Genomic DNA, 13,955 nt, shown 5'->3' on the forward strand with positions numbered 1-13,955 from the left:
CGATTCAGCCCGCTGCCTCGGCCGCCTTCACCTGCTCCGGCGTCGGCGCCGTGCCGCCCAGGTGCGCCGGCACCCACCAGGTGTCGCTCGCGTCCTTGGGGCGGACCGGATAGGCGCGCTGAGCGGCCTCCAGCAGTTCCTGGCAGGCTTCGCGCAGCCGCCGGGTGATGGCGCCTGCGTACTGGTCGGAAGGCGCCTCCAGGGGCTCACCCACGCGGATGGTGACCGGGATGTGGCTGCGCTTGAAGTTGCGCGGGCGCCCCTTGGTCCACACCCGCTGCGTGCCCCACAGCGCCATCGGGATCAGCGGCACCCCGGCCTCCTGGGCCAGGCGCGCGGCGCCCGACTTAAAGCTCTTGAGCGTGAACGACTGGGAGATCGTCGCCTCCGGGAACACCCCGATCACCTCGCCCGAGCGCAGCGAGGCGAGCGCGTGCTGGTAGGCGTCCTCGCCCTGCTTGCGGTCGACCGGGATGTGCTTCATGCCGCGCATCAGCGGGCCGGAGATCTTGTGCCGGAACACCGACTCCTTGGCCATGAAGCGCACGAGCCGCTTCTGCGGCAGCGCCGCGAGCCCGGTGAAGATGAAGTCGAGATAGCTGATGTGATTGCTGACGAGCACCGCCCCGCCGGTGCGCGGGATGTTCTCCGAACCCTGGGTGTCGATCTTCAGGTCGAGCGCCTTGAACATCGCGAGTGCGGCGCCGATGACCGGCCGATAGACGAGTTCTGCCATCTGAGGGGAGACCCTTCGTGTGCCCGGGGAGGGTGCTCCCGGAGAAATAAGTTACGCGCCCGTAGGTTTTGGGCTTTGGGCAGATGGTGCCCGATACGAGCCGAACTGGCCAGTCCCCCCGTAGTGCGCGAGCGAGATTCTCATCACGTCTTCGCAGGTCACGGCCTGGGGAGGAATCATTGCGGGCCCATACGTGCTGCAACCGTACGACAGTGCGGGTAGTGGCCGTGTGAAGACGAGATACGGCCGGGGCGGTGGAGGGGGGAGACGTCTTGAGTGACGACGACGAAGGGCGCGAGTTCGGCGAGGCCGAACCGGGAACGGGGCGCGGGCTCGGCGAGGCCGAACTCGGAGGAGGGCGCAGGCCTGGCGAGGCCGAGCCCGGAACAGGGCGCAGGCTCGGCGAGGCCGAGCTCGGGACGGCGCTCGGGCGGCGGGCCACCCTGGTGCAGTTCTCCAGCGCCTTCTGCCAGCCCTGCCGGGCGACCCGGCGCACGCTCGCGGAGGTCGCCGCCATGGTGGACGGCGTGGCCCATGTGGAGATCGACGCCGAGGAGCGCCTCGCGCTCGTACGGGAGCTGCGCATCGAGCGCACCCCGACGGTCCTCGTCCTCGACGCCGGGGGCGCCGTCGTGCGCCGAGCGGAGGGACAGCCCCGCAGGGCGGACGTCATCGCCGCGCTCGGGCAGGCGGTGTGATGGTTCCCGCTGTCCCAGGGCGACGCACCGTGAGGGATCTCCCACATCCCGGAAGGCACTTGACTGGGGCGGCGCGGGATCGACAGTCTGACGATGTGCCGACAAACCTCCTTCTCCATGGACGCGCCCCAGTGGACCTCGCCCGCACGGCGAGCGCGCGCTGTCCGGGCTGCTGAGAACCCGCAGCCCTTGTCGCACCTCTTGAAGAAGGACACTGTCGTGACGGCTTCACCCGAACTCGGTACCGCACAGGCCGCCTCTCCCGAACTGCTCAAGTCGGTCTTCCGCCGGCACGCCGCCGGCGTCGCCGTGATCACCGCCCAACAGGGCGGCCGGCCCGTCGGCTTCACCGCCACCTCCCTCAACTCCGTCGCCGCCGAGCCCCCGTTGGTCTCCTTCGGCATCGGTACCGGCTCCTCCAGTTGGCCCGTGGTGGCCGAGGCCGACCACATCGGCGTGCACATACTCGGCGAGCACCAGCAGGACCTGGCGGCCACCTTCGCCCGCAGCGGCGCCGACCGCTTCGGGCCCCCCACCGACTGGAGCACCGGACCCGAGGGCGTGCCCGTCATCGACGGCGTCCTCGCGTGGCTGGTCTGCAAGGTGGTGGCCCGCATCCCAGCCGGTGACCACCGCATCGTGCTCGGCCAGGCGATCGCCGGCGACCTCACCGGCGCCGGCCGCCCCCTCCTCTATCACCAGGGCCGCTTCAACGCGCTGCGCGACTGAGAGTTCCCCCACCGGACGATTACTCACCGTTGCCAAGGTCACAGTTCAAAGCGCTTGCTTACTGGGAACAAGCTGGGTGTACTGGCGAGTAATATTTCGTTCGGAGCGCCGGTCGCCCCGACCGGAAACCGCCCCATCAGGCGCCTATGCTGCGTGCAACAAGGCAGCCCAGAAATGACGATGCAGTAGGAGAGCCGGCGTGAGCTTGAGGATCGTTGTCTGTGTGAAGTACGTGCCCGACGCCACCGGCGACCGGCACTTCGCCGATGACCTGACCGTCGACCGCGACGACGTCGACGGCCTCCTTTCGGAGCTCGACGAGTACGCGGTCGAGCAGGCACTCCAGATCGCCGACGAGGCGGACGACGCGGAGATCACCGTGCTGACCGTCGGCCCCGAGGACGCCAAGGACGCGCTGCGCAAGGCGCTGTCGATGGGCGCCGACAAGGCGGTGCACGTCGAGGACGACGACCTGCACGGCACCGACGTCATCGGCACCTCGCTCGTCCTCGCGAAGGCCATCGAGAAGACCGGCTACGACCTGGTCATCTGCGGCATGGCGTCCACCGACGGCACCATGGGTGTCCTGCCCGCGCTGCTCGCGGAGCGCCTCGGCGTCCCGCAGGTCACGCTGCTCTCCGAGGTCTCGGTCGAGGACGGCACCGTCAAGGGCCGCCGTGACGGCGATGCCGCGTCCGAGCAGCTGGAGGCCTCGCTTCCGGCCGTCGTCTCGGTGACGGACCAGTCGGGCGAGGCCCGCTACCCGTCCTTCAAGGGCATCATGGCCGCCAAGAAGAAGCCGGTGGAGTCCCTGGACCTGGGCGACCTGGACCTGGAGGCCGACGAGGTCGGTCTCGAAGGCTCCTGGACCGCGGTCGACTCCGCGGCCGCGCGTCCGGCCCGTACGGCCGGCACGATCGTCAAGGACGAGGGCGAGGGCGGCAAGCAGCTCGCCGAGTTCCTCGCGAGCCAGAAGTTCATCTAAGCCCACCCGGCCCGGGCACCTTCCGGGCCGCGTCCGCTTAGGGCTCGCCGAGCCCCTCAACCGCCCGCCTTTTCTTCGCACGTGCAGGAGATTGAAGTCCCATGGCTGAAGTTCTGGTCTACGTCGACCACGTGGACGGTGCCGTCCGCAAGCCCACCCTCGAACTGCTGACGCTGGCCCGCCGCATCGGTGACCCCGTCGCCGTCGCGCTCGGCGCGGGTGCCGAGAACACCGCGGCCGCGCTCGCCGAGCACGGCGCGGTCAAGGTCCTCACCGCCGACGCCCCCGAGTTCGCCGACTACCTCGTCGTGCCGAAGGTCGACGCGCTCCAGGCCGCGTACGAGGCCGTATCGCCCGTGGCCGTGCTCGTCCCGTCCTCCGCCGAGGCCAAGGAGATCGCGGCCCGCCTCGCGCTCCGCATCGGTGCCGGCGTCATCACCGACGCGGTCGACCTCGAAGCCGGCGACGAGGGCCCGGTGGCCACGCAGTCCGCGTTCGCCGCCTCCTTCACCACCAAGTCCCGCGTCTCCAAGGGCACCCCGGTCATCACGGTCAAGCCGAACTCGGCCGCCGTCGAGGCCGCCCCCGCCGCGGGCGCCGTCGAGGCCCTGTCCGTCACCTTCTCGGCCCTGGCCACCGGCACCAAGGTCACCTCGCGCACCCCGCGCGAGTCGACCGGCCGCCCCGAGCTGACCGAGGCCGCGATCGTGGTCTCCGGCGGCCGCGGCGTCAACGGCGCCGAGAACTTCGCGGTCATCGAGGCCCTCGCCGACTCGCTCGGCGCGGCCGTCGGCGCCTCGCGCGCCGCGGTGGACGCGGGCTGGTACCCGCACTCCAACCAGGTCGGCCAGACCGGCAAGTCGGTCTCGCCGCAGCTCTACATCGCCAACGGCATCTCCGGCGCCATCCAGCACCGGGCCGGCATGCAGACCTCGAAGACCATCGTGGCCGTCAACAAGGACGCCGAGGCCCCGATCTTCGACCTGGTCGACTACGGCGTGGTCGGCGACCTGTTCCAGGTCGTGCCGCAGCTGACCGAAGAGGTCCAGTCCCGCAAGGGCTGACCTGCGAGTTCTTTCCGGTCCCGGGGCCGCGTGGTGATCCTCACCGCGCGGCCCCGGGCCGTTTCGGAGACCCCCCGGTAAGCATTGACGCGAGGGAGTGGGCCGATTAACTTCGCTATACGGATTGTTGATTCCGTGAAGCGGAAAAGTTTCGACCGTGTGGAGGATGCAGGATGGGTCAGCAGGAGCAGGTGGCGACGAGCCTCGCCGGCGTCGTCAGCGAGGAGATCAGTGCCTCGCTCGTCGCCGTGGACGAGGAGCTCGCCCGCCGTTACCCGGGCGACCCCGGCACCCGCCAGCCCGTCCACACCGTCTACGTACCCGGCGACGCCTTCGACGCGGACACCATCCGCACCTGGGGTGACCAGGCGCTGGCCGCGCTCGACGAGCACGCCCCCGACGCCGCCTCCTTCGCCAAGGTGCTGGGCATCTCCGACGAGCTCGCCGCCCCGGTGTACGACCGGGTGCGCGCCAAGCTGACCCGCGAGCCCATCGAGGACCTGCGCGTCGACTTCGAGGACGGCTACGGGCCGCGCCCCGACGCCGAGGAGGACGCCGACGCCGCCCGCGCCGCCCGCCTCATCGCCGAAGCCTTCCAAAGCGGCACCGCGGCCCCGTACATGGGCATTCGTATGAAATGCATGGAAGCCGCCGTCCGCGACCGCGGCATCCGCACCACCGACGTATTCCTCACCACCCTCATGCGCCACGGCGGCCTGCCCGACGGCCTCGTGCTCACGCTCCCGAAGGTGACCTACCCCGAGCAGGTCACCGCCTTCGTGCGGCTGCTCAGCGCCTTCGAGAAGGCCCACGACCTGCCCGAGGGCCGGCTCGGATTCGAGATCCAGATCGAGACCAGCCAGTCCATCCTGGCCGCCGACGGCACCGCCGCCGTGGCCAAGATGATCGACGCCGCCCAGGGCCGCGCCACCGGCCTGCACTACGGCACCTTCGACTACAGCGCCTGCGTCGGCGTCTCCGCCGCCTACCAGGCCAGCGACCACCCCGCCGCCGACCACGCCAAGGCCGTCATGCAGGTCGCCGCCGCGGGCACCGGCGTACGCGTCTCGGACGGCTCGACCAACGTGCTGCCCATCGGCTCCACCGAGCACGTCCACGAGGCCTGGCGCCTGCACTACGGCCTCACCCGCCGCGCCCTGGCCCGCGCCTACTACCAGGGCTGGGACATGCACCCGGGCCACATGCCGACCCGTTACGCCGCGGTGTACGCCTTCTACCGCGAGGGCCTCGAGCAGGCCGCCGGACGCCTCGCCGCGTACGTCGCCAAGACCGGCGGCGACGTCATGGACGAGCCCGCCACCGCCAAGGCGCTCAGCGGCTACCTGCTGCGCGGCCTGGACTGCGGCGCCCTCGACAACGCCGAGGTGGCCCGGCTGACCGGCCTGACCCGCGCCGACCTCGACGCGTTCTCCTCGCCCCGCCGCGGCAGCCTCACCGTCACGGCCCCGTAGCGGAACCGGAACCGGACGCCCCCGAGCCCGCCCACCCCTGCCCCGTACTCTGTACGCGACCACAATCGCCACACAGGGACGGGGCAGCGGTGTCTACGGGGGAGAGCCAACTACTGGCGGGCCGGTACCGGATCGTCTCGCGGCTCGGCCGCGGCGGCATGGGCGTCGTATGGCGTGCCCATGATGAGGTGCTCGGCCGCGAGGTCGCCGTCAAGGAACTGCGCGCCTACACCGACGCCTCCGCGCCCGAACTCGGCGACCTTCGGCTGCGGATGCAGCGCGAGGCGCGCGCCGCGGCGCGGGTCCGCCACCCCTCGGTCATCGCCGTGCACGACGTCACCGAGCACGAAGGCCGGCCCGTCATCGTCATGGAGCTCGTCGACGGCCCCTCCCTCGACGACGTCCTCACCGAGCGCGGCGTCCTGGAACCGGCCGAGGCCGCCGCCATCGGCGCCAAGGTCCTCCAGGCGCTGGCCGCCGCCCACCGGGTGGGTGTCCTGCACCGCGATGTGAAGCCCGGCAACGTCCTGCTCGACGCCTCGGGCCGGGTGGTCCTCACCGACTTCGGCATCGCCGCCATGGACGACCCCGGCGACGGTTCGCGGACCCATCTCACCCGCAGCGGTGAACTGGTCGGCTCCCTCGACTACTTGGCGCCCGAGCGGGCCCAGGGCCAGGACCCCGGCCCCGCCTCCGACATCTGGGCGCTCGGCGCCACCCTGTACGCGGCCGTCGAAGGCGCGGCCCCCTTCCGCCGGACCTCCACCTGGTCCACGCTGAACGCCATCGTGGTCGACCCCCTGCCCGAGGCCCGCCGCGCGGGTCCGCTCGGGCCCGTCCTGCTGCGCCTGATGGACAAGGACCCGGCCCGCCGCCCCGACGCGGAGACCGCGGCGCGCCTGCTCGAAGAGGTCGCCGGCGGGCACGGCGCCGCCCCATCGGGACCCACCGCCGTCCAGACCGTCCCGACCGCCGTGCCGCCGCGCAGCTCGACCGTGCGCGATGTCCTGCCCCACCGCCCCGACGGCTTCGGCCCCGCGATGCCGGCCGGGACCCCCGGTGGCGAGCCGCACCTCGCGCCCCAGGCCCCGCAAGCCTTCGGCCCGGTGATCACGCACGTGCCCGAGGCGCGACCGAGCGACGGGCGGGGCCGTGGCAGGGTGCTGGTGGCGGCCGGAGTCGCCGCCGTCGTCCTCGCGGGGGCCGGGGTCGGCTATGCGCTGCTCGACCGCGAGGACACCTCCGGCGGAGGGCAACAGGCGGTGGGCGCGGCGCGGAGCGCGGCCCCCGGCGCCTCGGACGATCCGGGCGACGCCGCCCGGCTCGGCGGCACGGCCGATGCTCCCTCGGGATCCCCGAAGGCGTCACCGTCGGGCTCGCCGTCGGGCGCCGGCGCGAAGCCGTCCGCATCGGGAAGTCCCGCCAAGGGGGACGACGCGAAGGGTGCGGCCGGCAGGACGCCGGACGCGAAGAAGAACACCCCGAGCGCTTCCGGCCCGGGCGGTCCCGGCGGCGCGGGAGGCGGCGCCGCGCCGCCGGCGGGGAGCTGTCAGCCGATCGCCGGAGGCAAGGTCAACTGCCAGGTGTGGCGCAGCGCGAAGTCCATCCGGCAGGACGGGACCGCGGCGGGCGTGCTCAATGCGGGCACCAACTACTTCTACTGCCAGACGAATCTGGGCCGTCGCGAGACGTATGGCAAGTGGACCAACACGTGGTGGGCCAGGACCGATGACGACAGTGGCAACACGAATGTCTATGTGAGCGTGGTTTACGTGAAGGGCGGCGCCAATGACGAGCCGGTCCCAGGCCTGAAACCCTGCTGACGCCACGCCGGGGGTCGGCCGGCTCCGACCCCCTGGGGCTCCGCCCCAGACCCCGTTCGCGCCTTAAGGGCGCTCGTCCTCAATCGCCGGACAGGCTGAAGGTGCCCCCGCACCGAGCAGCTAAGGCGCGCAGGCGCGAGAAGCAACCACGGCCCCCAGACCGAAGGCTTCTAGGGGCGCGCCCCCCAACCCCGCCAGGGGCGCGAGGAACTGCGCGAGTAGCGAGCACGGTCCGCGGACGAAGGCGGGTTGAGGGCGCGTGGCCACATGCCACCCCGGCAACCCCAGCCCCGCCAGGGGCGCGGGGAACTGCGCGACCAGCCACGTACGGCCTGCGGACGAAGGCGGGTCGAGGAGCGCGGGGAACCACGCAGGCCGGGCAACCCCCAACCCCGCCAGGGGCGCGAGGAACTGCGCGAGTAGCGAGCACGGCCTGCGGGTCGAAGGGGGTTGGGGCGCAGGAATCGCGCGATCAGCCGCCCGCGGCGGGAGGGCGAAGGGGGGAGGCGGTCAGGGTCGGGCCCCCAGGGCCGAGTCGTCGCGCCCGGCGGCGGCCTAGCCGTGGGTGGGCGGTGGCGGGAGTTCGCCGGAGCCACGCTGAACCAGGACCGTCGGCAGCTCGACCCGCGCCGGCACCCCCCCAACCCCGTCGAGCCGCCGGAACAGCAGTTCCGCCGCCGTCCGCCCCAACGTCGCCGCGTCCTGCGAGATGACCGTGATGCCGAGCAGGTCGGCGAGTTCGATGTCGTCGAAGCCGACCAGCGCCACCGGATGCGGGCGCCCCGCGAGGACCCGTACCGCCGTCACCGTCACCCGGTTGTTGCCCGCGAAGAGCGCCGTGACCGCATCGGGCCCGGCCAGCATCGATTCGGCCGCCCCGCGCACCCGCTCCGGGGAGGTCGAGCCGAGCGACACCCAGGAGTCGTCGACGGACAGCCCCGCTTCCGCCATCGCCGCGTGATAGCCGCGCAGCCGCTCCGTCGCGGTGTGGATCCGCGGCTGGTCGCCGATGAACCCGATCCGGCGGTGGCCGTGCGCGATGAGGTGGGCCACGCCCGCCCGCGCGCCGCCGAAGCTGTCGGACAGGACCACGTCGGCCTCGATCTGCCCGGCCGGCCGGTCCACGAACACCGTGGCCACGCCCGCCTTTATCTCCGGTTCGAGGTAGCGGTGGTCGGACCCGGCAGGGATCACGATCAGCCCGTCGACCCGGCGGGCACAGAACGCCAGCACCAACTCCTGCTCCCGATCGGTGTCTTCGGCGCTCGACCCGTTGATCAGGAGCGCCCCGTGCTCGCGGGCCACTTCCTCCACGGCACGGCTGAGCGGCCCGTAGAACGGGTCGGCGAGGTCTTCGAGGACAAGCCCGATCGAGGCGGTACGCCCCTTGCGTAGCACCCGCGCGCTGTCGTTGCGGCGAAAGCCCAGCGCCTCGATGGCCTCCTGCACGCGCCGCTCGGTGTCCGGCGTGACGCCCGGCTCGCCGTTGACCACCCGCGACACCGTCTTGAGGCCGACACCGGCACGCGCGGCGACATCCTTCATCGTCGGACGGTTGCCGTAGCGGTGCTCGGGGTGGCGGGCGTTCTCGGCCACGGTGCGCTGTCCTGTCGTCGTCGGGAGCCGTCCGGCGGGGTTCGGTGCCATAACGGTGTGTGTGGCGTCGAGCATAGGCCCTGGACAACGTTGTCACATCCGGGGAGACTCTCATCTTGACCTGCTGTTACCCGTCCTCACCAGGAGATCCGACCTCGATGCACACCGACCTCGTGGCCGCGCTCGACATCGGCGGCACCAAGATCGCCGGAGCCCTGGTGGACGCCGATGGACGGCTGCTCCTGCGGGCGCAGCGGCCGACTCCCGCCCACGAGGACGGCGACACGGTGATGCGCGCGGCCGAGTCGGTGCTGGCCGAGCTGACCGGATCCCCCCTGTGGGAGCGTACGGTCGCCGTCGGCATCGGCAGCGCGGGACCGGTCGACGCCTCGACGGGCACGGTCAGCCCCGTCAACATCCCCGGCTGGCGCGACTTCCCGCTGGTCGACCGGGTGCGTGCGGTCACCGGCGGACTCGACGTCACGCTCGTCGGCGACGGCGTCGCGATGACGGCGGCCGAGCACTGGCTCGGCGCCGCCCGCGGTCATGACAACGCCCTGTGCATGGTGGTGTCGACCGGCGTCGGCGGCGGACTCGTCCTCGGCGGCGCGCTCCACCCCGGCCCCACCGGAAACGCCGGCCACCTCGGCCACATCAGCGTCGACCTCGACGGGGATGCCTGCCCCTGCGGAGCCCGCGGCTGCGTCGAGCGCATCGCCAGCGGCCCCAACATCGCCCGGCGCGCCCTGGACAACGGCTGGCGCCCCGGCCCGGACGGCGACACCTCGGCCGCCGCCGTGGCCTCGGCCGCACGCTCCGGCGACCCGGTGGCCACCGCCTCCTTCGAACGCGCGGCCCGGGCGCTGGCCGCCGGCATCGCGGCGACCGCGACGCTCGTCGAGATCGACATCGCCGTCGTCGGCGGGGGAGTGGCCGGCGCCGGCGACGTACTGTTCACCCCCCTGCGCCGAGCCCTGCGCGACTACGCCACGCTCTCCTTCGTCCAGCGCCTCACCGTCGCGCCCGCCCTGATGGGCACGGACGCGGGCCTGGTGGGCGCGGCGGCGGCCGCGTCGGCGCGTAGGGCGGGGGAGGCGGCGGCGCTGCTGAAGTGACGGGCCCGCCGCCGACCGCCCATCAGCGCTCCGACGACTGACCCGCGTCTCCAACGCCCTCGCTCTGCCAAGGAAGTGACGCTTCGTCACCCTTCTCCGTGCGCACGCAAGGCGGAGCCCGCCGCGCGCGCCCAGCCACCCCTCCACGCCTGCGAGCGTTTTCGGTAGGCCTTGTTGGACTCTGTTGGGTGAGAAGCGATAACGGTTGCTCGGCTTTGCGTCAAAACCCTTGACGACGCCCTGACTTGGGGGTGAGATCCAAGCCTCGCGTTTGGTTGTGTTGGGTTGCACCCCGAAGGAGGGGGACATGGCGCAGTCATCGTTCAACGGTTCTGTGGCGCCCGGTGGCGTGGCAGGACATCGGATGTCTCGGCGAAATCTTCTGCGGGGTGCGGCGATCGGCGCCGGGGCGGTCGCGCTGCCCTCGCTGCTCGCGGCGTGTGACAGCGGTCCCGGAAGTGACCCCAAGACGATCCGGCTGGGCTCGAATTCGTCGGACGCCGTCCCCAAGAAGGCGTTCGCCGACGCGTTCGCGGCGTATCAGAAACAGTCCAAGGAAGGCCGCTCGATCAAGGTCAACACCGTTGACCACAACACCTTCCAGGAGAACATCAACCGCTATCTCCAGGGCAAGCCGGACGACGTCTTCATGTGGTTCGCGGGCTACCGCATGCAGTTCTTCGCGCAGAAGGGACTGCTCTACGACATCAGCGACCTCTGGCAGGGCTTCCAGGGCTTCTCCGACGCGCTCAAAGCGCAGTCGACCGGCGCGGACGGCAAGCAGTACTTCGTGCCGTACTACTACTACCCGTGGGCCGTCTTCCACCGCGCGAGCCTCTTCCAGGAACACGGCTACACCGCGCCGAAGACCTTCGACCAGTACGTCGACCTCGCCAAGCAGATGCGCAAGGACAAGCTCGATCCCATCGCGTTCTGCGACAAGGACGGCTGGCCCGCCATGGGCACCTTCGACTATCTCAACATGCGCAGTAACGGATACGAGTTCCACAAGAGCCTGATGGCCGGGAAGGAGGCGTGGACCGACAAGCGGGTCAAGAACGTCTTCGACAGCTGGCGCCGCATCCTTCCGTACTGCCAGCAGGGCGCCAACGGGCGTACCTGGCAGGAAGCCGCGCGGAGCCTCCAGAAGAAGCAGTCGGGCATGGCGGTGTTCGGACTGCCGCACGTGGGCCAGCAGTTCCCCGCGGCCGACCAGGGCGACATCGCGTTCTTCCCGTTCCCAGAGATGGATCCGCAGTACGGACAGGACGCCGTCGAGGCGCCCATCGACGGCTTCCTCCTCGCCAAGAACGCCATGGAGCTGAAGAACAAGCAGTCCATGGAGAGCGCGAAGGACCTGCTCAAGTGGCTCGCCACGCCGCAGGCGGAGGACGTCTACCTGGCCGGTGACCCGAACAACATCGCGGTCAACTCCGGTGCGGACATCTCCAAGTACAGCCCGTTGCAGAAGAAGGCGGTCGAGCTGGTCTCCGGGGCCAAGCAGATCTCGCAGTTCCTGGACCGCGACACCCGCCCCGACTTCGCGTCCACGGTGATGATCCCGGCCATCCAGAAGTTCATCGGCAACCCGAACGACGTGGACGGACTCGTCAACGACATCGAGCGGCAGAAGAAGAGCATCTTCGCGTCCGAGGGCTGACGGCCCCCCGCGCTGTCGCTTCAACTGCCCACCGCCCGCCCTTACTTGGAGTACTTCGCCGTGGCGCTCATCACCGCGCGGCGCGGAGGACGACGAGGTCCCCGGCGGTTCACCGCCCGCGATCTCGTCGTCCTCGGCGTGCTGCTAGGCCTGCCCGTCCTGCTCGACCTCGCCATCGTGTGGGGCCCGACCCTCGCCTCCGTCGTCCTGTCGTTCACCAGCTGGGACGGCATCGGCGACGTGAAGTGGGTGGGCACGCGGAACTACACCGACCTCTTCACCGGCTATCCGCCGTTCTGGCCGGCGGTCCGGCACAACCTGATGTGGCTGGGCGTACTCGGCCTGGTGGCAACGCCGTTCGGGCTGCTGCTCGCCGTCCTCATCGACCGGGGCGTACGGTTCAGCCGTTTCTACCAGTCGACGCTGTACATGCCGGTCGTACTCTCGCTCGCCGTCGTCGGGTTCATCGCCCAACTGGTCTTCTCGCGCGACCAGGGAGCGCTCAACGCGGTGCTCGGCAACCGGAGCGATCCGACCGACTGGCTCGGCGATCCGGACGTGAACATCTGGATGATCCTGCTGGCCGCGGCCTGGCGGCACACCGGCTACGTGATGATCCTCTACCTCGCGGGACTCAAGGCGGTGGACCCCACCTTGAAGGAGGCCGCGGCCATCGACGGCGCGAGCGAGCGCCAGACCTTCTTCCGGGTCGTCCTGCCCACCCTGCGCCCGGTCAACGTCATCGTCGGCGTCATCACGGTCATCGAGTCGCTGCGCGCCTTCGACATCGTGTACGCCGTCAACCACGGGCGCAACGGCCTCGAAGTGCTCTCGGTGCTCGTCACCGACAACATCATCGGCGAGGCCAGCCGCATCGGCTTCGGCTCGGCGATCGCCGTGGTGCTGCTGACCGTCTCCCTCGGGTTCGTCATCACGTACCTGGTCCAGGAGATCCGAGGGGAGAAGAACCGATGACCACCCACACCGCACCCGCCCCCACGGCCGCCGCCCCGACCACGACCCCCGCCGCCCGCGGACGCCGGGTGCGCCCGGGGCGCCTCGGCGTGCACGCCTTCCTCATGGCGGTCTCGCTGGCCTTCCTCGCGCCGCTGCTGCTCGCCGTCTACGCCTCCCTGCGCCCGTACGACGAGACGTCCCGCGACGGCTACTTCTCCCTGCCGAAGCACCTCTCCCTCGACTACTACAAGCAGGCGTTCACCGATGCGGGTATGACGAAGTACTTCGTCAACACCCTGATCATCGCGGTGCCGGGCGTGGTGATCGTGCTGTTCCTCGCGGCCTTCGTCGCCTTCGCGGTCTCGCGGCTTCGACTGCGCGGCGGAATGCTCCTGTTGATGCTGTTCACGGCGGGCAACCTGCTGCCCCAGCAGGTCATCGTGACCCCGCTGTACGTGGTCTTCAACCGCATCCCGCTGCCGTACTGGATGTCCGACTCGATGACGATGTTCGACTCGTACTGGGCGGTCATCGCCGTGCAGGTGGGCTTCCAGATCGGGTTCTGCGTCTTCGTGCTCGCCAATTTCATGCGCACCCTGCCGCAGGAGATCCTGGAGGCGGCGATCGTCGACGGCGCCGGCGTGTGGACGCAGTACTGGCGCATCACCCTGCCGTTGTGCCGCCCCGCGCTCGCCGCGCTGGCGACCCTCCAGTTCACCTGGATGTACAACGACTTCCTGTGGGCCCTGGTCTTCATGTCCGACGGCGACAAACTCCCCATCACCTCGGCCCTGAACAACCTGCGCGGCCAGTTCTTCACCGACTACAACCTGCTGGCGGCCGGCTCGGTGATCGTCGCCCTTCCGACGCTGATCGTCTTCCTGCTGCTGCAACGGCACTTCATCGCGGGGCTCACGCTGGGGTCGAGCAAAGGGTGAACCCGCTCGTGGGGCCGGGACGCTCCGGTCCGGCTCGTCCGTGCGACGAGCCGGACGCGGCCCGCGGACCAGCGGGTGTCGACGCCGCCTCCACCACGAACCGACCCGTTCTCCAGGCACCCGCCCCATGGTCTGCGGCCTCAAGCAGACGTCGTCCGCTCCGCCCGGCCGTACGGCTCGCA

The 13,955-nt window shown here is 70.8% G+C and carries 12 protein-coding genes; 10 read left to right on the forward strand and 2 right to left on the reverse strand.

Annotation, left to right across the window (positions count from 1 at the left end; all coding sequences use genetic code 11):
• Window positions 1–4: 4 nt before the first annotated feature.
• Window positions 5–736 carry a lysophospholipid acyltransferase family protein gene (locus DWB77_RS32485; protein WP_120725690.1) on the reverse strand — a complete coding sequence of 244 codons (732 nt, stop codon included), beginning with the start codon at window positions 734–736 and terminating at the stop codon, window positions 5–7.
• 443 nt (window positions 737–1,179) lie between these two features.
• Here DWB77_RS32485 and DWB77_RS39670 point away from each other — a divergent pair, with 443 nt between their 5' ends.
• The 6 genes from DWB77_RS39670 to DWB77_RS32515 all read left to right on the forward strand — a co-directional run bounded on the left by DWB77_RS39670 (window position 1,180) and on the right by DWB77_RS32515 (window position 7,507).
• On the forward strand, window positions 1,180–1,434 hold the full coding sequence (locus DWB77_RS39670; protein ID WP_428985203.1) for a thioredoxin family protein: 255 nt from the start codon (window positions 1,180–1,182) through the stop codon (window positions 1,432–1,434).
• A gap of 219 nt (window positions 1,435–1,653) precedes the next feature.
• Window positions 1,654–2,163, forward strand: a complete 510-nt coding sequence (locus DWB77_RS32495; protein ID WP_120725694.1) for a flavin reductase family protein — start codon at window positions 1,654–1,656, stop codon at window positions 2,161–2,163.
• A 199-nt stretch (window positions 2,164–2,362) separates the two neighbouring features.
• A complete protein-coding gene (locus DWB77_RS32500; protein ID WP_120725695.1) occupies window positions 2,363–3,148 on the forward strand; it encodes an electron transfer flavoprotein subunit beta/FixA family protein in 786 nt (261 codons plus the stop codon).
• Window positions 3,149–3,249: 101 nt separating this feature from the next.
• Window positions 3,250–4,212, forward strand: a complete 963-nt coding sequence (locus DWB77_RS32505; RefSeq protein ID WP_120725697.1) for an electron transfer flavoprotein subunit alpha/FixB family protein — start codon at window positions 3,250–3,252, stop codon at window positions 4,210–4,212.
• Between the two features lie 173 nt (window positions 4,213–4,385).
• Window positions 4,386–5,684, forward strand: coding sequence for a DUF6986 family protein (locus tag DWB77_RS32510; RefSeq protein ID WP_120725699.1), 1,299 nt, complete (start codon window positions 4,386–4,388; stop codon window positions 5,682–5,684).
• Window positions 5,685–5,773: 89 nt separating this feature from the next.
• Window positions 5,774–7,507: a serine/threonine-protein kinase gene (locus DWB77_RS32515; RefSeq protein WP_120725701.1), complete on the forward strand. Its 1,734-nt coding sequence runs from the start codon at window positions 5,774–5,776 to the stop codon at window positions 7,505–7,507.
• 555 nt (window positions 7,508–8,062) lie between these two features.
• On the opposite strand, the gene DWB77_RS32520 is transcribed toward DWB77_RS32515, so the two are convergent.
• On the reverse strand, window positions 8,063–9,103 hold the full coding sequence (locus DWB77_RS32520) for a LacI family DNA-binding transcriptional regulator (RefSeq protein ID WP_120725703.1): 1,041 nt from the start codon (window positions 9,101–9,103) through the stop codon (window positions 8,063–8,065).
• Window positions 9,104–9,261: 158 nt separating this feature from the next.
• On the opposite strand from DWB77_RS32520, the gene DWB77_RS32525 reads away from it, so the two are divergent.
• The 4 genes from DWB77_RS32525 to DWB77_RS32540 all read left to right on the forward strand — a co-directional run bounded on the left by DWB77_RS32525 (window position 9,262) and on the right by DWB77_RS32540 (window position 13,773).
• Complete coding sequence (locus tag DWB77_RS32525) at window positions 9,262–10,218, forward strand: ROK family protein (protein WP_120725705.1); 957 nt, start codon at window positions 9,262–9,264, stop codon at window positions 10,216–10,218.
• Between the two features lie 364 nt (window positions 10,219–10,582).
• A complete protein-coding gene (locus tag DWB77_RS32530; RefSeq protein ID WP_120725707.1) occupies window positions 10,583–11,878 on the forward strand; it encodes an ABC transporter substrate-binding protein in 1,296 nt (431 codons plus the stop codon).
• A gap of 60 nt (window positions 11,879–11,938) precedes the next feature.
• Window positions 11,939–12,853 carry a carbohydrate ABC transporter permease gene (locus DWB77_RS32535; protein ID WP_120725709.1) on the forward strand — a complete coding sequence of 305 codons (915 nt, stop codon included), beginning with the start codon at window positions 11,939–11,941 and terminating at the stop codon, window positions 12,851–12,853.
• Entirely contained in the window at window positions 12,850–13,773 is a 924-nt protein-coding gene (locus DWB77_RS32540; RefSeq protein WP_120725711.1) for a carbohydrate ABC transporter permease, read from the forward strand. Before DWB77_RS32535 ends, DWB77_RS32540 begins: the two co-directional genes overlap by 4 nt.
• The last annotated feature ends 182 nt before the right edge of the window (window positions 13,774–13,955 follow it).

Source organism: Streptomyces hundungensis (assembly GCF_003627815.1).
Lineage (GTDB): Bacteria > Actinomycetota > Actinomycetes > Streptomycetales > Streptomycetaceae > Streptomyces > Streptomyces hundungensis_A.

Bases quoted from the DNA above. Each gene is read 5' to 3' on its own strand.
- DWB77_RS32510 (WP_120725699.1), top strand. From the start codon at position 4,386: ATGGGTCAGCAGGAGCAGGTGGCGACGAGCCTCGCCGGCGTCGTCAGC.
- DWB77_RS32505 (WP_120725697.1), top strand. From the start codon at position 3,250: ATGGCTGAAGTTCTGGTCTACGTCGACCACGTGGACGGTGCCGTCCGC.
- DWB77_RS32540 (WP_120725711.1), top strand. From the start codon at position 12,850: ATGACCACCCACACCGCACCCGCCCCCACGGCCGCCGCCCCGACCACG.
- DWB77_RS32525 (WP_120725705.1), top strand. From the start codon at position 9,262: ATGCACACCGACCTCGTGGCCGCGCTCGACATCGGCGGCACCAAGATC.
- DWB77_RS32485 (WP_120725690.1), bottom strand. From the start codon at position 736: ATGGCAGAACTCGTCTATCGGCCGGTCATCGGCGCCGCACTCGCGATG.
- DWB77_RS32530 (WP_120725707.1), top strand. From the start codon at position 10,583: ATGTCTCGGCGAAATCTTCTGCGGGGTGCGGCGATCGGCGCCGGGGCG.